The sequence below is a fragment of the Dactylosporangium vinaceum genome (assembly GCF_019904175.1).
GTDB classification, from domain to species: domain Bacteria; phylum Actinomycetota; class Actinomycetes; order Mycobacteriales; family Micromonosporaceae; genus Dactylosporangium; species Dactylosporangium vinaceum.
In genome coordinates this window covers 9420335-9444885 of the sequence record NZ_CP061913.1, presented here as the reverse complement: position 1 = coordinate 9444885, position 24551 = coordinate 9420335, and the positions used below count along the sequence as shown (strand labels likewise).

General features: G+C 72.1%; 21 protein-coding genes and 1 pseudogene. 20 read left to right on the top strand and 2 right to left on the bottom strand.

Annotation, left to right across the window (positions count from 1 at the left end):
* The first annotated feature begins 1712 nt into the window (after positions 1-1712).
* The 12 genes and pseudogenes from Dvina_RS42205 to aroB all read left to right on the top strand — a co-directional run bounded on the left by Dvina_RS42205 (position 1713) and on the right by aroB (position 12867).
* Positions 1713-2471, top strand: a complete 759-nt coding sequence (locus Dvina_RS42205) for a hypothetical protein (protein ID WP_223096010.1) — start codon at positions 1713-1715, stop codon at positions 2469-2471.
* 119 nt (positions 2472-2590) lie between these two features.
* Positions 2591-3037, top strand: coding sequence for a DUF948 domain-containing protein (locus tag Dvina_RS42200; protein ID WP_223106017.1), 447 nt, complete (start codon positions 2591-2593; stop codon positions 3035-3037).
* Between the two features lie 56 nt (positions 3038-3093).
* Entirely contained in the window at positions 3094-3360 is a 267-nt protein-coding gene (locus Dvina_RS42195; protein ID WP_223095989.1) for a DUF6167 family protein, read from the top strand.
* Entirely contained in the window at positions 3357-6017 is a 2661-nt protein-coding gene (alaS, locus tag Dvina_RS42190) for an alanine--tRNA ligase (RefSeq protein ID WP_223095987.1), read from the top strand. The genes Dvina_RS42195 and alaS overlap by 4 nt, the downstream gene beginning before the upstream one ends.
* 159 nt (positions 6018-6176) lie before the next feature.
* A pseudogene (locus tag Dvina_RS55855) lies at positions 6177-6635 on the top strand (transposase); the annotation flags it as partial.
* A gap of 283 nt (positions 6636-6918) precedes the next feature.
* Positions 6919-7323 carry a DDE-type integrase/transposase/recombinase gene (locus Dvina_RS42180; RefSeq protein ID WP_223095951.1) on the top strand — a complete coding sequence of 135 codons (405 nt, stop codon included), beginning with the start codon at positions 6919-6921 and terminating at the stop codon, positions 7321-7323.
* Between the two features lie 271 nt (positions 7324-7594).
* Positions 7595-8062 carry a Holliday junction resolvase RuvX gene (gene ruvX, locus Dvina_RS42175; protein ID WP_223095949.1) on the top strand — a complete coding sequence of 156 codons (468 nt, stop codon included), beginning with the start codon at positions 7595-7597 and terminating at the stop codon, positions 8060-8062.
* A gap of 22 nt (positions 8063-8084) precedes the next feature.
* Entirely contained in the window at positions 8085-9281 is a 1197-nt protein-coding gene (gene mltG, locus Dvina_RS42170; RefSeq protein ID WP_223095947.1) for an endolytic transglycosylase MltG, read from the top strand.
* Positions 9282-10070, top strand: a complete 789-nt coding sequence (locus Dvina_RS42165) for a shikimate dehydrogenase (protein WP_223095945.1) — start codon at positions 9282-9284, stop codon at positions 10068-10070.
* Positions 10071-10139: 69 nt separating this feature from the next.
* Positions 10140-11318 (top strand): chorismate synthase, encoded by a 1179-nt coding sequence (gene aroC, locus Dvina_RS42160; protein WP_223095943.1) that lies wholly within the window; start codon positions 10140-10142, stop codon positions 11316-11318.
* A complete protein-coding gene (locus Dvina_RS42155; protein ID WP_223095941.1) occupies positions 11315-11812 on the top strand; it encodes a shikimate kinase in 498 nt (165 codons plus the stop codon). The genes aroC and Dvina_RS42155 overlap by 4 nt, the downstream gene beginning before the upstream one ends.
* Positions 11809-12867 (top strand): 3-dehydroquinate synthase, encoded by a 1059-nt coding sequence (gene aroB / locus Dvina_RS42150; protein ID WP_223095937.1) that lies wholly within the window; start codon positions 11809-11811, stop codon positions 12865-12867. Before Dvina_RS42155 ends, aroB begins: the two co-directional genes overlap by 4 nt.
* A gap of 90 nt (positions 12868-12957) precedes the next feature.
* On the opposite strand, the gene mptB is transcribed toward aroB, so the two are convergent.
* Positions 12958-14316: a polyprenol phosphomannose-dependent alpha 1,6 mannosyltransferase MptB gene (gene mptB, locus Dvina_RS42145; protein WP_223095934.1), complete on the bottom strand. Its 1359-nt coding sequence runs from the start codon at positions 14314-14316 to the stop codon at positions 12958-12960.
* A 188-nt stretch (positions 14317-14504) separates the two neighbouring features.
* Here mptB and efp point away from each other — a divergent pair, with 188 nt between their 5' ends.
* Positions 14505-15062: an elongation factor P gene (gene efp / locus Dvina_RS42140; protein WP_223095932.1), complete on the top strand. Its 558-nt coding sequence runs from the start codon at positions 14505-14507 to the stop codon at positions 15060-15062.
* Between the two features lie 174 nt (positions 15063-15236).
* Positions 15237-15644: a transcription antitermination factor NusB gene (gene nusB / locus Dvina_RS42135; protein ID WP_223106016.1), complete on the top strand. Its 408-nt coding sequence runs from the start codon at positions 15237-15239 to the stop codon at positions 15642-15644.
* A gap of 42 nt (positions 15645-15686) precedes the next feature.
* Here nusB and bldD read toward each other — a convergent pair whose 3' ends face one another.
* Positions 15687-16175, bottom strand: a complete 489-nt coding sequence (gene bldD, locus Dvina_RS42130) for a transcriptional regulator BldD (protein ID WP_033356835.1) — start codon at positions 16173-16175, stop codon at positions 15687-15689.
* A 191-nt stretch (positions 16176-16366) separates the two neighbouring features.
* Here bldD and pyrR point away from each other — a divergent pair, with 191 nt between their 5' ends.
* Genes pyrR through Dvina_RS42100 form a run of 6 tightly spaced genes read left to right on the top strand, consistent with a single transcriptional unit; the run spans position 16367 to position 24472 of the window.
* Positions 16367-16936 (top strand): bifunctional pyr operon transcriptional regulator/uracil phosphoribosyltransferase PyrR, encoded by a 570-nt coding sequence (gene pyrR / locus Dvina_RS42125; RefSeq protein WP_379993053.1) that lies wholly within the window; start codon positions 16367-16369, stop codon positions 16934-16936.
* Positions 16933-17847, top strand: coding sequence for an aspartate carbamoyltransferase catalytic subunit (locus tag Dvina_RS42120; protein ID WP_223095930.1), 915 nt, complete (start codon positions 16933-16935; stop codon positions 17845-17847). Before pyrR ends, Dvina_RS42120 begins: the two co-directional genes overlap by 4 nt.
* A complete protein-coding gene (locus Dvina_RS42115) occupies positions 17844-19073 on the top strand; it encodes a dihydroorotase (protein ID WP_223095928.1) in 1230 nt (409 codons plus the stop codon). The genes Dvina_RS42120 and Dvina_RS42115 overlap by 4 nt, the downstream gene beginning before the upstream one ends.
* Entirely contained in the window at positions 19070-20182 is a 1113-nt protein-coding gene (carA, locus tag Dvina_RS42110) for a glutamine-hydrolyzing carbamoyl-phosphate synthase small subunit (protein WP_223095926.1), read from the top strand. The genes Dvina_RS42115 and carA overlap by 4 nt, the downstream gene beginning before the upstream one ends.
* Complete coding sequence (carB, locus tag Dvina_RS42105; protein WP_223095923.1) at positions 20175-23477, top strand: carbamoyl-phosphate synthase large subunit; 3303 nt, start codon at positions 20175-20177, stop codon at positions 23475-23477. The genes carA and carB overlap by 8 nt, the downstream gene beginning before the upstream one ends.
* The gene (locus tag Dvina_RS42100) at positions 23474-24472 is read left to right on the top strand and encodes a quinone-dependent dihydroorotate dehydrogenase (RefSeq protein WP_223095921.1); all 999 of its coding nucleotides are present in this window, start codon (positions 23474-23476) and stop codon (positions 24470-24472) included. The genes carB and Dvina_RS42100 overlap by 4 nt, the downstream gene beginning before the upstream one ends.
* Positions 24473-24551: the final 79 nt, after the last annotated feature.

The following is a 24551-nucleotide window of genomic DNA, read 5'->3' as shown; positions in this document are numbered from 1 at the left end:
CCCAGCACGCCCGGTCCCGGTCTTCCCGATCCCGCCCGAGCGACGAGCCGGAGGCTCCGCCCGCCCGGTTCGCCCCGCCCGAGGCCGGCCCGAACACCGAGGCCATGCCCACCTGGCGCCCCCCGCGCGACGTCCTGCGCGAGGCCGACACCCAGACCCGCCCGCCGGCACCCCCACCGCCGGCGCCTCCCAAGCCCCCGGCCAAGCCCGAGGCGACGGAGGTCTGGCGCCTGCCCCGCGACGCCGCCCGCGAGTCCACCTCCGGCTCCCGCCCCGCCACTGCGGCCGACCCACGCCGCGAGTCGCCCTCCGGCTCCCGCCCGGCCGCACCCGCGGACCCGTGGAGCGAGTCCCCGTCCGGCTCCCGCCCGGCCGCCGCCCGGCCCGCCGAGAACAGCGAGCCATGGCGCGGCGGACCGTCCGGGTCGCGCGCTGAGACGGGCCGCGGCGGTCGCGACACCGAGCACCACGGGTCGCCCCGCGGGCGGCGCTCCGCGCGTGAGATGGCCGCCTCGTGGGAGGCCACGGCCGCGGCGACCCTCGGCCCGTCCGGATCGCCGGCCCCGCCGCCCGGCTCCGCGCCGCAAGGCCCCTCTCGCTCGACCGGCTCCGCGCCGCAGGGCCCCTCCCGCTCGCCGGGCTCCGTGTCGCAGGGTCCGTCCCGCCCGAACGGTCCGGCCGCTCCGATCGCAACCGCCGCCGCCGCGCCGCCGCCCGGATTCGCCCGGCCGGATACCTCGTCGGGCCGATCGTCGACGCCGCCCGGATTCGCGCGGGCGGACACCGCATTCCCGGGCGAGCCGGGATCGTCGGCGCCGTCCGGATTCGGCCGGGCCGACGCCGGGCCCGCGGACGGATCGTCGGCGCAGTCCGGGTTGGCCCGGGCCGACGGCTCGCCCGCGGCCGGGTCCTCCGCGCCGTCCGCGCCGCCCGGTGCGCCGCCGCCTGCTGAGATGCCCATGTCCCGGGGCCGTCGCCGGGCGCGCGAGGCCGAGCAGGAGTCGCCGACCGGGAGCCGCCGGGCCGCGCACGCCCTGCCTGAGCCGCGCCAGGGAGACAGCACACCTCCACCGTCCGCGCCACCCGGCCGGCCCTCGGAGCGCCCCGGTGAGCGCCCGGCCGAACGTCCGGCCGACGGCGGGCGTGGCGGGCGCCGCCACGCCGCCGAACCCGACACGTACGCGGCCTTCCAAGCCACGCCCCAGCCACCCCAGGCTCCGGGCCCACCGCCCCCGCAGGCCCCCGGCCAGCGCATGCCCGAGCGCGGCAACGACCCGCGCACCGGCGACGTGCGCGGCAACGACCCCCGCACCGGCGACGTGCGTAAGGGTGGTGAGCCGCGGACCGGCGACGTGCGTGGAGGTGAGCCGCGCACGGGTGACGTGCGTAAGGGTGGTGAGCCGCGGACCGGCGACGTGCGTGGAGGCGAGCCGCGCACGGGTGACGTGCGCGGGGGTGAGCCGCGTACCGGTGACGTGCGTAAGGGTGGTGAGCCGCGCACCGGTGACGTTCGCGGTGGCGGGCCTCGCCACGGTGGGCCTGACGGGCGCGGAGCCGGTGGGCGTGGCGGGCCGGGCGGGCGCCGCGGTGGGCCGGGCGGACCCGGCGGGCCCGGTGGAGCCGGTGGCGCGTCCGGGCGTCAGGGGCCGTTCGGCAACGGGCGGGCACCCGGTGGGCAGTTCCTCGGGGACGGGCCGCCGGCGAAGCCGTTCGTGGACCTGGCGCGCTTCGACCCGAACCCGGTGACGTACCGGGGGCAGGCCACCTCGCCCGTGGTCGTCGACTGGGAGGGTGCCACGCAGGTCGCGCCGTTCGGGCTGCTCCAGCGGGCGCAGGTGAAGCGGGTTCGGCAGCTGCGGTACGCGACGATCATCTTCCTGGTTCTGGCGGTCATCGGCGCACCTGTCGCGTTCTTCGTGATCCGGGAACTGTCGCGGGACCCGGTGTTCGCCGAGCTCGACGAGCTCAACCTGCCCGAGTGGGCCGCGCGCAACCCGACCGACGGGGCCGTCGGGAGCCGGTGGTGCATCAACGAGTGCCGGTCCCGGCAGCGTACGTGGGAGTCGGCGCGAGGGCCGGACGAGACCAACCGGGCGTTCGTCGGGAAGCTGCGCGACGCCGGGTGGGTGGAGTGGGACATCCCGGACTGCCAGGCCGCGGGCGTGGACGGTATCGAGACCTGCTGGCAGCGCGACGAGTACGTACTCGACCTCTGGGTCCGCGCCGCCGTCTGCGACGTGAAGGGAGCGCGCCCGACGATCAGCCCGGCGCCGCCCGCGGCGACCGGTGGGGCCAAGACGCCGACCGGGAAGGCGTCGGCCAAAGCGCCGTCGGCGGCGGTATCGCAGCCGCCGGCCGGAGGGGACGGCAACGGGGCGCCGACCACGATCTGTCCGCTCGCCGTCACCACGATCAAAGTTTTCAACCGCATAAGTTACGACCCCGGCGGCGGTGGGCAACCGGGCCCGTGACGATACCGCGAACGAAAGCGCACAAGTGCGCCGGTCGAAGCGCGGCAATGCATCACGGAGGGTAGGGTTCCTCCGTTGGAATCACGCATTCATGCGGGTTGAGGAGGCTTGGCGTGACCGTGTCCCTGGGCGGTATTGCGGCGCTGGTGGCGTCGGGTGGGTTCTTTGTGCTCGTGCTCGTGCTCGCGGTGCCGATTTTGCGCTTGCGGAAAACGATTGACGCGGCGACCGGCGCGCTGCAGGACGCCGCGCATCAGACCACGCCCATGCTGGAGCGGGTCAACACCACCATCGACAATGTGAACGTCGCGCTGACGCAGGTGCACACGACGCTCGACGGCGTCAACATGCAGCTCGCGCGGATCGACACCATCACCGAAAACGTGTCGCACGTCAGCGCGAATGTTGCGAACCTGTCAACGGTGGTCAGCGCGGCCGCGGCCAACCCGCTGGTGAAGGTGGCCGCGTTCGGCTACGGGGTGCGCAAGGCGGCCGCGAACCGCCGTAGCGCGGCCGACGAGGCCGAGGTCCGCGAGCAGATCAAGCAGCGGCGCAAGCGCACCTGAGCACCGCACCACTTACTGGAAGTACCACCGAAAACACGATAGGGAAGGGTTGAGCCATGCGGCGTCTGCTGTGGCTCGGAATCGGCCTCGCCGTCGGGGCGCTGGTGGTCCGGGCGGTCACCAAGAAGGCGCAGGCCTTCACTCCGCAGGGCCTCGCCGCGTCGGCGCGCGACTCCGCCGCGGGGATCGCCGCCGGCGTGCGCAGCTTCGTCGACGACGTGCGTGACGGCATGGCCGAGCGCGAGGCCGAGATCCAAGCGGCGTTCTCCGACCACCTGACCCTTGACGAAGATCTATACCCGGAAGGCCGGCAGCACGGATGAGAACCGCCGAGATCAAGCGACGTTTCCTCAACCACTTCGAGACGAACGGGCACACCGTCGTCCCCTCGGCCCCGCTGCCGGCCATCGCCGACCCCAACCTGCTGTTCATCAACGCCGGCATGGTCCAGTTCGTGCCGTTCTTCCTCGGGCAGCGCACCCCGCCCTATGCGCGGGCCACGAGTGTGCAGAAGTGCATCCGCACCCCCGACATCGACGAGGTCGGCAAGACCAGCCGGCACGGCACGTTCTTCCAGATGAACGGCAACTTCAGCTTCGGCGACTACTTCAAGGAAGGCGCCATCAAGCTGGCCTGGGAGCTGTCGACCAAGCCGGTCGAGGCGGGCGGCTTCGGGCTGGACCCGGAGAAGATCTGGGCCACCGTCTACCTCGACGACGACGAGGCCATCGACATCTGGAAGCGCACCGGGCTGCCGGCCGAGCGGATCGTGCGCCGCGGCAAGAAGGACAACTTCTGGTCGATGGGCATCCCCGGCCCGGCCGGACCGTGCTCCGAGCTGTATTACGACCGCGGCGACGCCTACGGCAAGTCCGGCGGCCCGGAGGTCGACGAGGACCGGTACCTGGAGTACTGGAACCTCGTCTTCATGCAGCACGAGATCACCAACGTGAAGTCGAAGGAAGTCTTCGACATCGTCGGTGACCTGCCGAACAAGAACATCGACACTGGCATGGGCCTGGAGCGCATCGCCTCGCTGCTCCAGGGCGTCGACAACCTGTACGAGATCGACGAGGTCAAGCCGATCCTGGCCAAGGCGGCCGAGCTCACCGGCAAGCGTTACGGCCAGGCCGTCTCCCACGTCGCCGCGGAGTCGCACCCGGACGACGTGCGCCTGCGGGTCATCGCCGACCACGTGCGCACCGCGCTGATGGTCATCTCCGACGGCGTGATCCCGTCGAACGAGGGCCGCGGCTACGTGCTGCGCCGGATCCTGCGCCGCGCAATCCGCTCGATGCGGCTGCTCGGCTGGCAGGAGGGCCCGGCGCTGCCGCTGCTGCTGCCGATCGCCCGCGACTGCATGGCCCCGTCCTACCCCGAGGTCGCCGAGGAGTACGACCGGATCTCGCAGTACGCGTACGGCGAGGAGGAGCGCTTCCTGCAGACCCTCAACGCCGGCACCACGATCCTCGACCTGGCCGTCACCGAGACGAAGGCCACTGGCGGCAAGCTGCTGGCCGGGGACAAGGCGTTCCAGCTGCACGACACCTACGGCTTCCCGATCGACCTGACCCTGGAGATCGCGGCCGAGCAGGGCCTGGCGGTCGACGAGGACGGCTTCCGCCGGCTCATGGCCGAGCAGCGGGCCAACGCCAAGGCCGACGCCAAGGCCCGCAAGACCGGCCACGCCGACCTCTCGGTGTACCGCGCCGCGCTGGAGGACGGCGGCCCGGTCGAGTTCACCGGCTACCGCGAGACGGTCCGCGAGTCGCGGGTCCGCTCGCTGCTCGGCGCGAAGGTCGCGGGGGAGGGCGACGAGGTCTCGGTGGTCCTCGACGCGACCCCGTTCTACGCGGAGAGCGGCGGCCAGCTGGCCGACTCCGGCTTCATCACGCTCGGCGGCGGCCGGGTCGAGGTGCTCGACGTCCAGTCGCCGCTGCCCGGCCTGATCGTGCACCGGGCCCGGGTCGTGGCCGGTGAGGTCCACCCCGGCGACACCGCGTTCGCCGAGATCGACATCGACCGCCGCCGCGCGGTCTCCCGGGCTCACACCGCGACCCACCTGATCCACCAGACGATGCGCAACTTCCTCGGCGAGTCGGCGACCCAGGCGGGCTCGCTCAACGCCCCGGGCCGGCTGCGCTTCGACTTCAACACCCCGGCGGCCGTCCCGGCGAGCGTCCTGCACGACGTGGAGCAGCAGGTCAACGAGGTACTCCTGCGCGACCTGACGGTGCACGCGTTCATCACCTCCCAGGAGGAGGCGCGCAAGATCGGCGCCATGGCCCTCTTCGGCGAGAAGTACGGCGACGAGGTCCGGGTCGTCGAGGTCGGCGACTACGCCCGCGAGCTGTGCGGCGGCACGCACGTCGAGCGCTCGGCGCAGCTGGGCCTCGTGAAGATCCTCTCCGAGGCGTCGGTCGGCTCGGGTGTACGGCGCGTCGAGGCCCTCGTCGGCCTGGACGCGTTCAGCCACCTGGCCCGCGAGCACCTGCTCGTGTCCCGCCTGGCCGAGCTCTTCCGGGTGCCCGGCGACCAGGTGGCCGACCGCGTCGAGCAGACGGTCGCCCAGCTCCGCGACGCCGAGCGCGAGCTGGAGAAGCTGCGCACCCAGGTCGTCCTGGCCGGCGCGGGCGCCCTCGCGGAGGGGGCCCGCGACGTGCACGGCATCGCGTTCGTCGGCACCGAGGCTCCGGAGGGCACGTCGGCCAACGAGGTCCGCACGCTCGTCCAGGAGATCCGCGGCCGCATCCCGGCCGACCGCCCGGCCGTCGTGGCCGTGACCGCGCGGGCGGGCGGCAAGGCGTCGCTGGTCGTGGCGGTCAACGCGGCCGGCAAGGATCGCGGCCTGAAAGCCGGCGACCTGGTGAAGGGCGCCCTGTCGGGCCGCGGCGGCGGCAACGCCGACCTCGCCCAGGGCGGCGGCGTGCCCGCCGCCGAGGCGCCGAACCTGCTGACCGCGGTGGAGAAAGCGCTGTAAAGAGCAGAACCTTTCCTCGGGTCCGCGTCACTTGCGGACCGCCGCTCCCGCCAGACACCGGGGCCGGGGCCCAGCATTCGCTGGCCCTGGCCCCTTCGGGTCCGCGGCGCCAAGAGCCCAGCCGCCGCCGGCCTCGGGCCCGCCACGCCGCGCCCCAGGATGACCGTGCGGCGCGCACGACTGACGCTCACCGGTCGGCCGTGGCCACAGCGGGCCGGAAACGTTCGTCGTCACCCAGGTCGGACCGGGCTACTGGCCGCACGCCGTCACGGTTCACCGGACGCCGGTCACAACTCCGCCCCGACCCGATCCCGGCCGGCGCCGCCGTACCGCCCGCCGGAGCCGACCCGCGCGCGTCCACGCCGGCCGCCGCTGGGTTCGTGGAAGCCCCCTGGCTCAACGGCTGCGGCAGACGCCGTTCGACCTCTACCACTCCCTCGCCGCGGCCATCGTCACCCTCCGCACACTCATCCGCGCAGCCCGAACCCACTACCGATGCCCCGGAGGCCTGGACTTGAGGGACAGAGGTTCATGGCTGACACGAGACGCCGGTTCGATCCGGAGTTCCGTGCGGGTGCGGTCCGGATCGTGCGGGAGACGGGGAAGTCGCTCGCCCAGATAGCGCGTGATCTGGGGATCAACAGCGGCACCCTGGCCAACTGGGTGCAGCAGGATCGGGTGGTTCGTGGTGAGGCGGCTGCCGGGCAGTTGGGCGAGGACGAGCGGGCCGGTGAGCGTGGCCGTCTTCATTGCCGCCCAGAGGACCGAGCGCGACGTGCCGGACGCGGTGGCCTGCCGGGCCTTGGAGGTGTCCGAGTCATGGTTCTAAGCGGCCGGCCGCCCCGGACCTGGTCAAGCGGAAGTTCGCTGCGCCCGCGCCGGACGGGCCGGGTGCGGCGACATGACCGAGATCGTCACCGGCGAGGGCGGGCTCTACCTGGCCACCGTCATCGACCTGCGCTCCCGGCGCATCCTCGGCTACGCCATGAGCGCCCACCACGACGCCGCCCTGGTCGTCGCCGCGTTGAACATGGCCGCGGTCACCCGCGGCGGCGATGTCGCCGGAGTGATCTTCCACCGCGACAGGGGCAGCGAATACTGCTCGGCCGATTTCGGCCGGGCGTGCGCCCGCTGGAAGGTGCGCCAGTCGATGGGCCGGGTCGGGTCGTGCTTCGACAACGCCGTGGCCGAGGCGACCTTCTCCACCATCAAGGTCGAGCACATCCACCGCTACCAGTTCCGCACTCGCACCGAGGCCCGGCTGAAGATCGCCACCTGGATCACCGATCTCCCCACGGCTCGATAAGTCGGGCGCTCCGCACCGCGACTTATCGGACATTTCACGAAATCGCGGCATCGCGCCGCGCGTGCCACTTCTCGAATATCCGAAAAGCCGGACATCGCCGCCGAACGGATGACAAGCAGGGCCGGCGGCGTGTCGGACGGTGACGCCGTGCGCACGGGGCGGGAAACCCTGTGCGGCCAACGGTTTAAGTGCGCCTTAGGCATCACTTGCAGGGGACTTCCGCGGACGGGGGATCGCGCGGCGAGGTGCTCGAAGCGGCTATCGTGCGCTTGTGGAGCAGTGGACCCGGGGACGTCGCCTCGGCATCGACGTGGGATCGGTGCGCGTCGGTGTGGCCGTGTGCGACCCGGACGGCATTCTCGCCAGCCCCGTGGCCACCGTCGCCCGTGATCAGCACACCGAGCCGGACAAGGTCCCGTCGGACATGGCGGAGATCCTGCGTCACGCCGGTGAGTACGAAGCAGTGGAACTCGTCGTCGGCCTGCCCATCAACCTGGCCGGGCAAGAGGGGCCGGCGGCCGCTTCGATCAGGCAATACGCGAACCGGCTGGCGGAGCTGGCGGCACCGGTGCCCGTCCTGCTGACGGACGAGAGGATGTCCACCGCAATGGCAACCCGTAGGCTGTCCGAGCGCGGCGTCCGAGGCAGACGCCAGCGCGCGGTCGTCGACCAGGCGGCCGCCGTGGAGATCCTGCAGCGCTGGCTCGACGCCAGACGTGCCGGAGCAGTTCGTGGCTGAGCGCCCAGGAGGCTGAGTACAGATGTCCGAGCTGGATCTCCACTGGGAAGACGAGGAGCGGCCCCGGCACCACGGGCGGCGACGCGCCTCCGAGGCCCAGGGCAAGAAGAACAAGAAGGGCCGCGGCGGGCGGACCTTCCTCGCCTTCTTCCTGATCCTGGTGGTCTTCGGCGGCCTCGCCCTCGGCGTGTACGTCGGCATCGACAAGGTCAAGGACATGTTCAGCGCCCCCGATTACAACGGGGGCGGCACCGGTGAGGTGACGGTCGAGATCCTGCAGGGCCAGCTGGCCGCGCAGATCGCCGACACGCTGCAGCAGAAGGACGTCGTCAAGAGCGCCAAGGCGTTCGTCGAGGCGGCCAAGAACGACGACCGCAGCCGCAAGCTGCAGCCGGGCTTCTACAACCTGCGCAAGCAGATGAAGGCCACCGCCGCGCTCACCCTGCTGCTCGACCCGAAGAGCCGCCTGATCAACAAGGTGACGCTGCCCGAGGGCCTGACCTGGCAGGAGACGTTCAAGAAGCTCGAGGAGGTCACGAAGATCCCCTACGCGGACTTCGAGACCGCGGCCAAGGACCCGAAGGCGCTCGGCGTCGGCGACGTCTGGTACGCCCGCCAGGACGGCAAGCCGCGCGACCCCGGCATCGAGGGCTTCCTGTTCCCCGCGACCTACGACTTCCCGCCGAACGTCGACGCCGCCGGCATCCTGAAGCTCATCGTGGCCCGGTTCAACCAGGAGGTCGAGAAGATCGACTTCGTGAACACGGTCCAGAGCGCGCTGCACATCTCGCCCTACGAGGCACTCGTCGCCTCCTCGATCGCGCAGGTCGAGGGCCTCGACAAGGACCAGGCCGGCATCGTGCGCGTCCTGTACAACCGGGTCTACACCGGCAAGTTCCCGTGCAACTGCCTCCAGGTCGACAGCACGGTGAACTACTACCTGAAGATCACGAACAAGGGCGCCAAGCCGTCGACGGAGCTGCTCAACTCCGAGATCCACAACCGCAACAACCCGTACAACACGCACGACTTCCCCGGGATGCCGCGCGGCCCGATCAGCAACCCGGGCACCAGCGCGCTGTCCGCGGCCATGAACCCGCCGAAGCACGACTTCTTCTACTTCCTGGCCATCGACACGCAGGGGAACACCGCGTACGCCAAGACGTACAAGGAGTTCCAGGCCCTGTGGGACCAGGCGCAGAAGAACGGCGTGAAGTAGTTGCGGGCAGCCGTGCTCGGATCGCCGGTGAGCCACTCGCGCTCGCCGGCGATCCACAACGCGGGATACGCCGCGGCCTCGCTGGCGGGCTGGGAGTACACCGCCATCGAGTGTGACGAGGCGGGGCTGCCGGGCCTTGTCGAGTCGCTCGGGCCGGAGTGGGCCGGGCTCTCGCTGACCATGCCGCTCAAGGAGGTCGCGCTCGCGGTCGCCGGCCTGGTGGACCCGTTCGCGGCGGCGATCGGCGCGGCCAACACGCTCGTGCGGCGGCCGTACGGGTGGCACGCGTACAACACCGACGCCCCGGGCATGGTCCGCGCCCTGCTCGAGGCCGGCGTGGCCCGCACACCGCGACTGGCCCTGCTCGGCGCCGGCGGCACGGCCCGCGCGGCGATAGCGGCCGCGGCCAGCCTCGCCGCCGACGTCACCGTGTACACCCGCCGCCCGGCCGCCGCTGACGAGCTGCGCCCGGTCGCGGAGGCGCTCGACGTCGAGCTGACGGCGGCGCCCTGGTCGGCCGCCGCGGAGGCGACGACCGCCCCGGTCGTGATCTCCACGGTCCCGAAGGGCGCGGCCGACCACCTGGCGACGGCGGACTTCTCCGGCCGGCCGGTGGTCTTCGACGCCATCTACGACCCGTGGCCGACGCCGCTCGCCGCCGCCGCCCAGGCCGCGGGGTGCCCGATCGTCTCCGGGCTGGATCTGCTGCTGTGGCAGGCGGTCGATCAGTTCGAGCTGTTCACGTCGGCCAAGGCGCCGGTCGCCGCCATGCGGGCCGCGCTGCGCTGAGCGCCAGAAGGTGGGATGTGCGCGGCCCGGGCACCCGGGACCACGGGGCTGCGTGACAAACTTGCGGGCGTGCTGCGCTGGTTGACTGCTGGGGAATCGCATGGCCCGGCGCTCGTGGCGATCCTGGAGGGCGTGCCCGCCGGGGTCGAGCTGACGAGTGCGTCCGTGGCGGCTGAGCTGGCCCGTCGACGCCTCGGCTACGGCCGCGGTGCCCGAATGAGCTTCGAGCAGGACGTCGTCGAGTTCATCGGCGGGCTCCGGCACGGGCTCACGCTCGGCAGCCCCGTCGCGATCCGGGTCGGCAACAGCGAGTGGCCCAAGTGGGAGACGGTCATGGCGCCGGACCCGGTCGATCCGGAGCTCCTCGCGGCCCAGGCCCGCAACGCCCCGCTGACCCGGCCCCGGCCCGGGCACGCGGACCTGGCGGGCATGCAGAAGTACGGACACACGGACGCCCGGCCGATCCTCGAGCGTGCCAGCGCCCGGGAGACAGCGGCCCGCGTCGCCGTCGGCACCGTGGCCAAGGCCCTGCTGCGCCAGGCACTGGGCGTGGAGATCGTCTCGCACGTCATCGAGCTCGGGTCGGTCGCGGCCAAGCCCGGCCTGCTGCCCACCCCCGACGACTTCGAGCGCATCGACGCCGACCCGCTGCGCTGCCTCGACCCGGACGCGAGCGCGCGCATGGTCGAGGAGGTCGACGCGGCCAAGAAGGACGCCGACACGCTCGGCGGGATCGTCGAGGTCCTCGCGTACCACGTGCCGCCGGGTCTGGGCAGCCACGTCCAGTGGGACCGCAAGCTCGACGCCCGGCTGGCGACGGCGCTGATGTCGATCCAGGCCATCAAGGGCGTGGAGATCGGCGACGCGTTCACCCAGGCCCGCTCCCGCGGCTCGGTCGCGCACGACGAGATCATCAACACGCCCGAGGGCGTCCGGCGCATCACCGACCGGGCCGGCGGCCTGGAGGGTGGCATGACGACGGGTGAGCCCCTTCGCGTGCGGGCCGCGATGAAGCCGATCTCCTCGCTCAACCGGGCCCTGCAGACCGTCGACGTGACCACCGGCGAGGCGGCCACGGCGATCAACCAGCGCTCCGACGTGTGCGCCGTGCCCGCGGCCGCGGTCGTCGCCGAGGCGATGGTGGCCCTGGTGCTCGCCGAGGCCGCCCTCGAGAAGTTCGGTGGCGACTCGGTACCGGAGATCCGCCGCAACCTCGCCGGCTACCTCGACAACCTGGTCATCCGGTGAGCCCGCGGGCCGTGCTCGTCGGCGCGCCCGGTGCCGGCAAGACCACCGTCGGCCGGCTGCTCGCGGAGCGCCTCGGCGTGCCGTTCCTCGACGCCGACTCGGCCATCGAGGCGGAGGCCGGCAAGCCCATCCCGGAGATCTTCTTCGACGAGGGCGAGGAGCACTTCCGGGCCCTGGAGCGGGCCACTGTCGCGGCCACCCTGGAGAGCTTCGACGGCGTCTTCGCGCTGGGCGGCGGCGCGATCCTGGCCGCGGAGACCCGCAAGGCGCTCGCCGGGCACACCGTGGTCTACCTGGAGGTCGGCTTCGCCGACGCGCTGTCGCGGGTCGGCCTCGGCGCCGGCCGCCCGCTGCTCGCGATCAACCCGCGGGCCACGCTCAAGCACCTGCTCGATCAGCGCCGCCCGCTCTACGAGGAGGTCGCCACCGTGACAGTGGCCACCGACGGGCTCGACCCGGACGCGATCGCCGCCGACCTGGCGGCCCGGCTGTGAAGACCGTCGACGTCGTCGACTACGCCGTGCGGATCGGCCGGGGCGCGAGCGACGGGGTGGCCGACCTGGTCAAGGGGGCCGCGCAGGTCGCGGTGATCTTCGCCGGTCCGGTCCGTGCGCACGCCGAGCGGGTCGAGGCGGCGCTGTCCGCGGCCGGGGCGAAGGTGCTGCCGATCGAGGTGCCGGACGCCGAGGCCGGCAAGGACGTCGCGGTGGCCGCCCGGTGCTGGGACGCCCTCGGCGCGGCCGCGTTCACCCGCTCCGACGCGGTGGTGGGCGTCGGCGGCGGTGCGGTGACCGACCTGGCCGGCTTCGTGGCCGCGTGCTGGCTGCGGGGGGTGCGGGTGGTGACGGTACCCACGAGCCTGCTGGGCATGGTCGACGCCGCTGTCGGGGGCAAGACCGGCATCAACACGGCCGCCGGCAAGAACCTGGTCGGCGCGTTCTATCCGCCCGCCGGAGTCCTGTGCGACCTGGCCGCGCTCGACACGCTCGGCCCGGACGACCTGCTCGCGGGGATGGCCGAGATCGTGAAGTGCGGCTTCATCGCCGACCCGGTGATCCTGGACCTGATCGAGGCCGACCCGGCCGCCGCCCTGGAGCCGGCCGGCCCCGTGCTGGCCGAGCTGATCGAGCGCTCGGTCGCCGTGAAGGCCCGCGTGGTCTCGCAGGACCTCCGGGAGAGCGGGCTGCGCGAGATCCTCAACTACGGGCACACGCTCGGGCACGCGATCGAGCGCCGGGAGCAGTACCGCTGGAAGCACGGCCACGCCATCAGCGTCGGCCTCGTGTACGCCGCCGAGCTGGGCCGCCTCGCGGGCCGGCTCGACCCGTCGGTAGCGGCGCGGCACCGGGCGATCCTGGAGCGGCTGGGGCTGCCGACCGCGTACCCGGCCTCGGCCTGGCCGGAGCTGCACGCGGCGATGCGGGTCGACAAGAAGGCGCGCGGGGCGATGCTGCGGTTCGTGGTGCTCGACGGGCTGGCCGAGCCCGGCACGCTGGAGGGACCGTCCGACGATCTGCTGCATGCGGCGTACGCGGCAGTCGCGAAGTAACTCCACGTCCCCGGTGCCTGGTGTGCCGGATTGTGCGCACGGTGATTCAAGTGGCAAACCGGGCGAATCGCCAGGTCTCGCGCCGGCGCGTCAGGTGGCGGCGACGGCCGGCGTGAGCTGTGCGGCCGGGACCGGGGGGCGCATCCGGAGGTAGAGCAGGCCCGCTACCGTGCCGACGCTCGCGGCGACCACCGCGGCCGGGAACGCCGGAGCGCCGGTCGGCAGCAGGAACAGCGAGAGCCCCACCGAGCCCCACACCGCCGCCTGCGGGATACGGCGCAGGCCCGCGGCCATCGGGACGAAGGCCCACAGCAGGTACCACGGGTGCACCACCGGGCCGAGCAGGATGATCGAGCACAGGGCCAGGCCGAGGCCGGCGATCGGGTTCGGCGCGCGCAGGAGGGCCCAGCCGGCCAGCAGGCAGCCGGCGACAGCGGCCACCGTGCGGATGATCTGCATCGGCTCCGGCCAGCCCAGGGCGCTCAGGAGCATGCCCAGGTCGGTGCTGACCGACAGGCCGTTGCGGACCGACGTCGGGGTGCGTATGGCGCCGAGCCAGCCGGTGCTCAGGCCCGAGGCCAGCTGCAGGCCCACGGCCGAGGCGCCCGCGCCCAGCCCGATGCGCAGCCAGGCGCGCGGGCAGATGACCAGGATGGTGAGCAGCGCCAGGGCGGCCGGCGCCTTGATCAGGGCGGCCGCGGCGATCAGGGCGGCGCCCAGGGCCGGGTGGTTGCGGATCGCGGCGTAGAGGCCGGCCACCATCAGGCCGACCATGATGGCGTCGTTGTGCATGCCGGCGACCAGGTGCAGCAGGAGCAGCGGGTTGAGGGCGCCGAACCAGAGGGCGCGCTGGGCGGGGACGCCGAAGCGGGCGGCGATGCCGGGCAGGCACAGCACGACCAGGGCGACGCCGATGAGCGCGATCACGCGGAAGGCCAGCACGCCCCACATGATGTGCGGACCTGTGACGTTGACCACGGCGGATGCCGCGCGCAGGAACAGCGGGCCGTAGGGGGCCGGGGTGTTCTGCCAGATGTGCGGGACCTCCTGGGCGAACTGGCCGCCGAGAGCCGAGGGGCCGAACTTGTACGCGTCGAGCCCCTCGTGCACCATCGCGCCCTGCGCCAGGTAGCTGTACACGTCCTGACTGAACATCGGCGGGACGAGGACCAGGGGGCCGGCCCAGCACAGCAGCGTGCGCGCCAGGTCGCCGGGGGTGTGTTCGTCGAGGGTGCGCCGCAGCCGCAGCCACGCGCCGCACAGGAGGGCCACCCCGACGTAGGCGACCGCGATCGCCACCAGCGGGAGGGACCGTAACTCCCGGACCACCGGCCAGGTGTCCAGGTCATCGCCGGTTTTGGGAAGCGCCCCGGCAGCCAGACCGCCCACCGCGATCGCGACGGATCCAGCGAAGCCGAGGGTACGGTTGAGGAGGTCCGGTCTTCCCACCCGGGCACGCTGGCAGAGTCAGGTGTCCCCAGGGCGAACGATTTATGAACGGAAGACGATGGCAGCAGTACACTGCGTCGCGCGATTTCCGGCCTCCCGGTAGACTTCACCGGGCTTTTTCCCCGCCGACGGCGGGTTCTCATTCTCCCCGGCTGCCGCCGGCCGTGACGAAAGCGACGTCAATACACATGGCAACCACGAACGACCTGAAGAACGGCCTGGTGCTCAACCTCGACGGCGACCTCTGGACCGTCGTGGAGTTCCAGCATGTCAAGCCGGGCAAGGGCGGCGCGTTCGTGCGGACCACCCTCAAGAACGTGCTCTCCGGCAAGGTGGTCGACCGCACGTTCAACGCCGGCACGAAGGTCGAGACGGCCACCGTCGACAAGCGCACGATGCAGTACCTCTACGCGGACGGCGACGACTACGTGTTCATGGACCTGGACACCTACGACCAGATCACGGTGCCCGGCGGCGTCGTCGGCGAGGCGAGCAAGTTCCTGCTCCCCGAGGCCGAGGTGACCGTGGCCACGCACGAGGAGGCGCCGCTCTACGTCGAGCTGCCGACCTCGGTGGTCCTGGAGATCACCTACACCGAGCCGGGCCTGCAGGGTGACCGCTCCACCGGCGGCACCAAGCCGGCCACCGTCGAGACCGGGGCGACGGTCAACGTGCCGCTGTTCATCTCGACCGGCGAGAAGATCAAAGTCGACACCCGCGACAGCCGTTACCTGGGCCGGGCGTGACCGGTCCGGAGCTCGCGACGGGGCCGGGCACCGGGACGGACGGCTCGGGCAGCGGCGCCGGGGCGAAGTGGAGGCGTCGTGCCCTCATCTGACTTCAACGACGGCGTCGTGGACGGCACGGTGACGAACGTGTCGACCGGTGGCTCGTTCCTGGGCGGTGACGTCACCGCCCAGATGACCGCCCGCCGCAAGGCCCGCAAGCGGGCCCTGGACGTGCTCTACCAGGCCGATCTGCGCGGCGAGAAGCGCGGGTCGGTCCTGGCCGCCTACGTGGCAAACCTCGACGAGCCGAAGCCCGGCTACCTGCCGTACACGGTCCGGCTGGTCGAGGGGGTGGAGGACCACTCCGCGCGCATCGACGAGCTGCTGTCCAGCTACGCCGAGGGCTGGACGCTGGAGCGGATGCCGGTGGTCGACCGCAACCTGGCCCGCATCGCCGTCTACGAGCTGCTGTACAACGACGAGATCGACAACCCCGTGGCGATCACCGAGGCGGTGGAGCTGGCCGAGACGCTGTCGACCGACGACTCCCCGCGCTTCCTCAACGGCATCCTCGGGCGAATAGCCGACTACGCGACATGAAAAGGGGCCACACCCGACCGGGTGCGGCCCCTTTTCGCAATCTCAACTCTGGAACAGGCTCCGCGGGTCGGTGACCAGCACGCCGTGCTCGTTGAGGCGCTCGACCAGGCCCGACGGCGAGGCGTCATAGACGATCGCCAGGGCACGGAGGTCGTCCGCCCTGATCGACAGCACGCGGCCGTTGTAGTCGCCCCGCTGCTGCTGGATGGCCCGGGCGTAACGGGCCACGTAGGCGAGGTCCTCGGCGCCGGCGTCGTAGAGGCGCTCCAGGTCGAGGACGATCTTGTTGGTGGGCTCGTGGCGGACTCCGCTGCCCTCGGGCAGCAGCTCGGCGACGGGCACGCGGTAGAACTCGGCCAGCTCGGCCAGGCGAGAGACGGTGACGGCACGGTCGCCACGCTCATACGACCCGACGACGACGGCCTTCCAGCGCCCGGCCGACTTCTCCTCGACACCCTGCAGAGACAGCCCCTGCTGCTGTCGGATGGAGCGCAGGCGAGCACCAAGAGACTTGGCGTACTCAGACGGCATACGGACACTCCCAGTCACTGGCCTGAGGGGTTTCCCCAGCGATCGCTACGGAGCGTGACCGTAACTGGCGCGCGACGCGTGGTCAAGTCTCTGAGACCCTTCCGTTGCCCTGGTCAGGGCGGTTGTTAGGGTAGTTGACGTTCGACGTCCTTTAACGACCCGTCCGGTGAGGCGGGGAAGGAGGTCTGGTTTTGTCGTCCCCGACAACCGGCACTGAGCTGGGCAAAACCATACTAACGGCGGCAGATGTCGCCCGTGTGGTTGACCGGATTGCCCATCAGATTCTGGAAAAGACGTCCGGTGCAGCGGAAACGGTGCTGCTGGGCATACCTACTCGCGGCGTTCCGCTGGCTCGCCGCCTGGCCGCCCGGATCGCGGCTTTCGAGGGCCTTGATATCCCGGTGGGTGTGTTGGACATCACGCTCTACCGGGACGATCTGCGACTGCACGCGACGCGTGCTGTGGGTCACACCGAGATCCCTCCCGGTGGCCTCGACGGGCGCCGCGTGATCCTGGTCGACGACGTCCTGTTCTCCGGGCGGACGGTCCGGGCCGCGCTCGACGCGCTCAAGGACCTCGGCCGGCCCCGCGCCGTACAGCTGGCCGTGCTCGTCGACCGCGGCCACCGCGAGCTGCCCATCCGGGCCGACTACGTCGGCAAGAACATCCCGACCGCGATGGACGAGAACGTGCGCGTGCTGATCGCCGAGACCGACGGCAGCGACGGCGTGGTCATCAAGAGCAAGGGGGACCGGGCATGATCAAGCACCTGCTCAGCGCGGCCGACCTCGACGCGGCCACCGCTACCCGGGTGCTCGACACCGCGGAGGAGATGGCCAGCCTGGCCGCCCGCGAGGTCAAGAAGCTGCCCACGCTGCGCGGCCGGACCGTGGTGAACCTGTTCTACGAGGACTCCACGCGCACCCGGATCTCGTTCGAGGCCGCGGCCAAGCGCCTGTCGGCCGACGTCATCAACTTCTCGGCCAAGGGCTCGAGCGTCTCCAAGGGTGAAAGTCTCAAGGACACGGCGCTGACGCTGCAAGCCATGGGCGCCGACGCCGTCGTGATCCGCCACCCGGCCAGCGGTGCCCCGCACCGGCTCGCGAACTGGGTCGAGGGCAGCGTGGTGAACGCCGGCGACGGCACCCACGAGCATCCGACGCAGGCGCTGCTGGACGCGTACACCATGCGCAGCCGCCTGAAGCGCCTGGCCGGGCTCAACGTCGTGATCGTCGGCGACGTGCTGCACTCGCGGGTCGCCCGCTCCAACGTGCAGCTGCTGCACACGCTCGGGGCGAAGGTGACGCTCGTCGCACCACCGACGCTGCTGCCGGTCGGTGTGGGGTCGTGGCCGGCGAGCACCAGCTACGACCTCGACGCGGTGGTCCCCGACGCCGACGTGGTCATGATGCTGCGGGTCCAGCGCGAGCGGATGAACCAGGCGTACTTCCCCTCGGAGCGCGAGTACTCCCGGCGGTACGGCTTCGACGTGCCCCGCATGCGCCGCCTGCCGGAGCACGCGATCGTCATGCACCCCGGGCCGATGAACCGCGGCATGGAGATCGCGCCCGAGGTGGCCGACTCGGCCCGCTCCACGATCGTCGAACAGGTCGCCAACGGCGTCTCCGTGCGGATGGCCGTCCTTTACCTGCTGCTCGGAGGCAAATCATGACGGTCATCAGCGGCACGCAGCTCGGTGACATCCACATCGAGGACGGACGGGTGGTCGCGATCGACGAGGCCGGCAAGGGCGCGCTCGTCGCCCTGCCCGGCCTGGTCGACCTGCACACCCACCTGCGCGAGCCGGGGCGGGAGGACGCCGAGACCGTCGAGTCGGGCTCGCGGGCCGCGGCGCTCGGCGGATACACCGCGGTCTGCGCGATGGCCAACACCTCGCCGGTCGCCGACACCGCCGGCGTCGTCGAGCAGGTCTGGCGGCTCGGGCGCGAGGCCGCCCTGGTCGACGTCCAGCCGATCGGCGCCGTCACCGTCGGCCTGGCCGGGGAGCAGCTGGCCGAGCTCGGCGCGATGGCCGACTCCGCGGCCAGGGTCCGGGTCTTCTCCGACGACGGCCACTGCGTCAGCGACCCCCGGCTCATGCGCCGCGCGCTCGAATACGTGAAGGCGTTCGACGGCGTGATCGCCCAGCACGCCGAGGAGCCCCGGCTCACCACCGGCGCACAGATGAACGAGGGCGAGGTCGCGGCCCGGCTCGGGCTCACCGGCTGGCCGGCCGTCGCCGAGGAGGCGATCATCGCCCGCGACGTGCTGCTGGCCGGGCACGTCGGCGCGCGGCTGCACATCTGCCACGTCTCCACCGCCGGCAGCGTCGAGCTGATCCGCTGGGCCAAGTCCAAGGGCTGGCGGGTCACCGCCGAGGTCACCCCGCACCACCTCCTGCTGACCGAGGACCGGGCCACCCAGTACGACCCGGTCTTCAAGGTCAACCCGCCGCTGCGCACCGAGGCCGACGTCCTGGCCCTGCGGGCCGGGCTGCTCGACGGCACGATCGACGTCGTCGCCACCGACCACGCCCCGCACAGCGTCGAGGACAAGGAGTGCGAGTGGGCGTACGCCCGGCCCGGGATGCTGGGGCTGGAGACCGCGCTCGCGATCGTGGTGCAGACCATGGGCCCGAAGTGGGACCGGATCGCCGACTGGATGTCGGCCGCGCCGGCCCGCATCGCCGGTCTGACCGGTCACGGGGCGGCCATCGAGGTCGGGCAGCCGGCCAACATCGCGATCTTCGACCCGAGCGTGCGCTGGACCGTCGACCCGACGGCACTGGCCAGCCGCTCACGCAACACCCCTTACGCCGGTATGGAGCTGCGCGGCCGCATCGAGGCGACCTACCTGCGCGGCGAGCCGACGGTGCTGAACGGAAAGGCGACACGGTGAAGCACAGAGAAGCTTTGCTTGTACTGGAAGACGGGCGCACGTTTCGCGGAGAGGCCTTCGGCGCCGTCGGTGAGACGTTCGGCGAGGCGGTCTTCAACACCGGTATGACCGGTTACCAGGAGACGCTCACCGACCCCTCCTACCACCGCCAGGTCGTCGTCCAGACCGCGCCGCAGATCGGCAACACCGGCATCAACGACGAGGACGACGAGTCGGACCGCATCTGGGTCGCCGGCTACGTCCTGCGCGACCCGTCCCGGACCTACTCCAACTGGCGGGCCACCGGCAGCCTCAACGACCGGCTCGCGACCGAGGGCGTCGTCGGGATCAGCGGCATCGACACCCGGGCCCTGACCCGGCACCTGCGCGAGCGGGGTGCCATGCGGGTCGGGGTGTCGAGCGTCGACGACGACCCCGAGGGGCTGCTCGAGCGCGTCCGCCAGCAGCCGGAGATGCTCGGCGCCGACCTCTCCGCGGAGGTCAGCACGCCGCGGCGCTACACCGTGGAGGCCGTCGGCGAGCACCGGCTCACGGTCGCGGCGATCGACCTGGGCATCAAGCGCAACGTGCCCCGCCGCCTCGCCGCCCGCGGGGTCACCACCCACGTGCTGCCGGCCTCGGCGACCCTCGCGGACATCAAGGCCCTCGGCGCCGACGCGGTGTTCTTCTCGCCCGGCCCCGGCGACCCGGCCACCGCCGACGCCCCGGTCGAGCTGGCCCGGGCGGTCATGGGGGAGCGGATCCCGCTGTTCGGCATCTGCTTCGGCAGCCAGATCCTGGGCCGCGCGCTCGGGTTCGGCACCTACAAGCTCGGCTACGGCCACCGCGGCATCAACCAGCCGGTGCTCGACCGCACCACCGGCAAGGTCGAGGTCACCAGCCACAACCACGGCTTCGCGGTCAAGGCGCCGCTCGACGAGAAAGTCACCACCGAGTTCGGTGCCGTCGAGGTCAGCCACGTCTGCCTCAACGACAACGTGGTCGAGGGCCTGCGCTGCCTCGACACCCCGGCCTTCACCGTGCAATACCACCCGGAGGCGGCAGCGGGGCCGCACGACGCGGATTACCTGTTCGATCGATTCGCGGAGCTGATGCAGACCAATGCCTAAGCGCACCGATCTCCGGCACGTACTCGTCATCGGCTCCGGCCCGATCGTCATCGGGCAGGCCTGCGAGTTCGACTACTCCGGCACCCAGGCCTGCCGCGTGCTGCGGGCCGAGGGGCTGCGGGTCAGCCTGGTCAACAGCAACCCGGCGACCATCATGACCGACCCCGAGTTCGCCGACGCGACATACGTGGAGCCGATCACGCCCGAGTTCGTCGAGCAGGTGATCGCCAAGGAGCGCCCCGACGCGCTGCTGGCCACCCTCGGCGGGCAGACCGCACTCAACACGGCCGTCGCGCTGCACGAGGCCGGGGTCCTGGAGAAGTACGGCGTCGAGCTCATCGGCGCCGACATCGACGCGATCCGCCGCGGCGAGGACCGGCAGCTGTTCAAGGACATCGTGGCCCGGGCCGGTGGCGAGACGCCCCGCTCGCGGGTCTGCCACTCGATGGACGAGGTGCACGAGACCGTCGCCGAGCTCGGGCTGCCGGTCGTCATCCGGCCCTCGTTCACCATGGGCGGCCTCGGCTCGGGCATGGCCCACACGCCGGCCGACCTCGACCGGCTGGCCGGTGGCGGCCTGGCTGCGTCGCCGGTGCACGAGGTGCTCATCGAGGAGAGCGTGCTCGGCTGGAAGGAGTACGAGCTCGAGCTCATGCGCGACAAGCACGACAACGTCGTCGTCGTGTGCTCGATCGAGAACGTGGACGCGATGGGCGTGCACACCGGCGACTCGGTGACCGTGGCGCCGGCGATGACGCTCACCGACGTGGAGTACCAGCGGCTGCGGGATCTCGGCATCGCCGTCCTTCGCGAGGTCGGCGTCGACACCGGCGGCTGCAACATCCAGTTCGCGGTCAACCCGGAGAACGGGCGCCTCGTCGTCATCGAGATGAACCCGCGGGTCTCGCGCTCCAGCGCGCTGGCGTCCAAGGCCACCGGCTTCCCGATCGCGAAGATCGCCGCCAAGCTCGCCATCGGCTACACCCTCGACGAGATCCCCAACGACATCACGCTCAAGACGCCGGCCGCCTTCGAGCCGTCACTCGACTACGTGGTCGTGAAGATCCCGCGGTTCGCGTTCGAGAAGTTCCCGGGCGCCGACGCGGAGCTCACCACCACGATGAAGTCGGTGGGCGAGGCGATGTCGCTCGGCCGGACGTTCCAGGAGGCGCTGGGCAAGGCCATGCGCTCGATGGAGACGAAGGCCGCGGGCTTCTGGACCGTCCCCGACAAGACCGGCGGATCGGCCCTGGACGCACTCAGGATCCCGCACGACGGCCGCCTGTACACCGCGGAGCTCGCACTGCGTCAGGGGCACTCCGTCGCCGAGGTGGCCGCGGTGTCGGGCTACGACCCCTGGTTCGTCGACCAGCTGGCCGCACTCGTGGAGCTGCGGGCCGAGATCGTCGACGCGGCCGTGCTCGACCGGCCACTGCTGCGCCGGGCCAAGCGGGCCGGGCTGTCCGACCGTCAGATCGCCGCGCTGCGCCCCGAGTTCGCCGGCGAGGACGGGGTGCGCTCGCTGCGCCACCGCCTCGGCCTGCGGCCGGTCTACAAGACCGTTGACACGTGCGCCGCCGAGTTCGCCGCCGGCACGCCGTACCACTACAGCACCTACGAGGAAGAGACCGAGGTCACCCCGTCCGACCGGCCGAAGGTGCTCATCCTCGGCTCCGGGCCCAACCGCATCGGCCAGGGCATCGAGTTCGACTACTCGTGCGTGCACGCGGTCATGGCGCTGCGGGCCAAGGGCTTCGAGACCGTCATGGTCAACTGCAACCCGGAGACCGTGTCGACCGACTACGACACCGCCGACCGCCTGTACTTCGAGCCGCTCACCTTCGAGGACGTCCTCGAGGTCGTGCACGCCGAGGACAGCTCGGGCCGGGACGCGGGCGGCCCCGGGGTCGTCGGCGTCATCGTGCAGCTGGGCGGCCAGACGCCGCTCGGGCTCGCCGAGCGCCTCGAGCGGGCCGGTGTCCCCATCGTGGGTACCTCACCCGCCGCGATCGACCTCGCCGAGGACCGCGGCCGCTTCGGGCGGCTGCTCACCGAGGCCGGCCTGCGCTCGCCCGAGCACGGCACCGCGACCACGTTCCCGGAGGCCAAGCTGATCGCCGACGCGATCGGCTACCCGGTGCTGGTGCGCCCGTCCTACGTGCTCGGCGGCCGGGGCATGGAGATCGTCTACGACGAGCCGACGCTGCGCGACTACATCGGCCGGGCCACCGAGATCTCGCCGGCCCACCCGGTGCTCGTCGACCGGTTCCTCGACGACGCCATCGAGATCGACGTCGACGCGCTGTGCGACGCGACGGGCGAGGTGTACCTCGGCGGCGTCATGGAGCACATCGAGGAGGCCGGCGTGCACTCCGGCGACTCGTCGTGCGCGCTGCCGCCGATCACGCTCGCCGCCTCGCACCTGGCCGAGGTCCGCCGCTACACGTCGGCGATCGCCCGCGGGGTCGGGGTCCAGGGCCTGCTCAACGTCCAGTACGCGCTCAAGGACGACGTGCTCTACGTCCTCGAGGCCAACCCGCGGGCCTCGCGCACGGTCCCGTTCGTGTCGAAGGCGACGGCGGTGCCCCTGGCGAAGGCGGCCGCCCGCATCGCGCTCGGCGCCACCGTGGCCGAGCTGCGCGCGGAGGGGCTGCTGCCCGCCGAGGGCGACGGCGGCATGCTGCCGGACAACGCCCCGATCGCCGTCAAGGAGGCCGTCCTGCCCTTCAAGCGGTTCCGCACCGCCGAGGGCAAGGGCGTCGACAACCTGCTCGGCCCCGAGATGAAGTCGACGGGCGAGGTGATGGGCATCGACCCGTCCTTCGGGCACGCGTTCGCCAAGTCGCAGGCGGCCGCGTACGGCTCGCTGCCCACCTCCGGCACCGTGCTCGTCACCGTGGCCAACCGGGACAAGCGCGGGATCGTCTTCCCGGTCAAGCGTCTGGCCGACCTCGGCTTCAAGATCGTGGCGACCGCCGGCACCGGCGAGGTGCTGCGCCGCTACGGCGTGGCGTGCGAGATCGTGCCCAAGCACTTCGAGGAGGGCGCCGGGCGCAACGCCGTCGCGCTCATCGCGGCGGGCGAGGTGGACCTGGTCATCAACACGCCGCAGGGCTCCAGCGGGCGGCAGGACGGCTACGAGATCCGCAGCGCGGCCGTGGTCGCCGACATCCCGTGCATCACCACGCTGCCGGGTGCGGCGGCCGCGGTGATGGGCGTGGAGGCGCTCATCCGCGGGGAGATGTCGGTGCGGCCGCTGCAGGAGCTGCACGCGGCCCTGCGGGAAGCGCGGTGACGACCTACGAGCGGATCGTCCGCCCGGTGCTGTTCCGGCTGGGCGGCGGCGACGCCGAGTCGGTGCACGAGCGGACCCTGCGCGCCCTGGCGCGGCTGCCGCGGGCCCGGCGCCCGTACAGCCCGCCGGGCGCCCGCCGGACCGTGTTCGGGGTCGACTTCCCCAACCCGGTCGGGCTCGCCGCGGGCATGGACAAGGACGGCCGCGCGCTCGGGGCCTGGCCGCGGCTGGGCTTCGGCTTCGTCGAGGTCGGCACCGTCACGCGGCACGCGCAGCCGGGCAACGAGCGGCCGCGGCTGTTCCGGCTGCCCGAGCACAAGGCGATCGTCAACCGGATGGGCTTCAACAACGCCGGCGCCGACGCGCTCGCGGCCCGGCTGCGCGCGCTGGGCCCGCTGCCGGTGCCGCTGGGCATCAGCCTGGGCAAGAGCAAGGTCACGCCGCTGACGGGTGCCGTCGAGGACTACGTGCACAGTTTTCGGCAGCTGTACGGCCTGGGCTCCTACTTCGCCGTGAACGTCAGCTCGCCCAACACGCCGGGCCTGCGCGAGCTGCAGGACAAGGCGCACCTGTCGGCCCTGCTGGGTGCCCTGCGCGCCGAGGCCCTGACGCTCGGCGGCCCGGTGCCGATCCTGGTCAAGGTCGCACCCGACCTGACCGACGCGGCCCTGGGTGACCTCCTGGACGTCTGCCTCGGCCTGGACGTGGCCGGGCTCATCGCGACGAACACGACTGTCGAGCGCCCCGGGGTCGACACGCCCGAGGCTGGCGGCCTCAGCGGGCGGCCGCTCGCCCCGCGGGCCCTGGAGGTCGTGCGGTTCGTGGCCAAGGAGAGCGGGCTGCCGGTCATCGGTGTGGGCGGCATCACCCGCCCCGACGACGCGCAGCGGATGCTCGACGCCGGCGCAGCGCTGGTCCAGCTCTACACCGGATTCATCTACCGCGGCCCAGCGCTCGTCCGGGGTGCGGTCGCAGCGACGAGGAGCGTCACATGACAGAGAGCGGTCAGGCGACACAGGTCTCGCCGGGGGAGACGGTGCCGGCCGGCGCCGGCTTCGGCGCCCGCCTACGGGC

Excerpts from the sequence above, each read along its gene's own strand:
- Dvina_RS42195 (WP_223095989.1), top strand. The coding sequence starts at position 3,094 with ATGCGGCGTCTGCTGTGGCTCGGAATCGGCCTCGCCGTCGGGGCGCTG.
- alaS (WP_223095987.1), top strand. The coding sequence starts at position 3,357 with ATGAGAACCGCCGAGATCAAGCGACGTTTCCTCAACCACTTCGAGACG.
- Dvina_RS42180 (WP_223095951.1), top strand. The coding sequence starts at position 6,919 with ATGACCGAGATCGTCACCGGCGAGGGCGGGCTCTACCTGGCCACCGTC.
- mltG (WP_223095947.1), top strand. The coding sequence starts at position 8,085 with ATGTCCGAGCTGGATCTCCACTGGGAAGACGAGGAGCGGCCCCGGCAC.
- efp (WP_223095932.1), top strand. The coding sequence starts at position 14,505 with ATGGCAACCACGAACGACCTGAAGAACGGCCTGGTGCTCAACCTCGAC.
- nusB (WP_223106016.1), top strand. The coding sequence starts at position 15,237 with ATGACCGCCCGCCGCAAGGCCCGCAAGCGGGCCCTGGACGTGCTCTAC.
- bldD (WP_033356835.1), bottom strand. The coding sequence starts at position 16,175 with ATGCCGTCTGAGTACGCCAAGTCTCTTGGTGCTCGCCTGCGCTCCATC.
- Dvina_RS42120 (WP_223095930.1), top strand. The coding sequence starts at position 16,933 with ATGATCAAGCACCTGCTCAGCGCGGCCGACCTCGACGCGGCCACCGCT.
- Dvina_RS42115 (WP_223095928.1), top strand. The coding sequence starts at position 17,844 with ATGACGGTCATCAGCGGCACGCAGCTCGGTGACATCCACATCGAGGAC.
- carB (WP_223095923.1), top strand. The coding sequence starts at position 20,175 with ATGCCTAAGCGCACCGATCTCCGGCACGTACTCGTCATCGGCTCCGGC.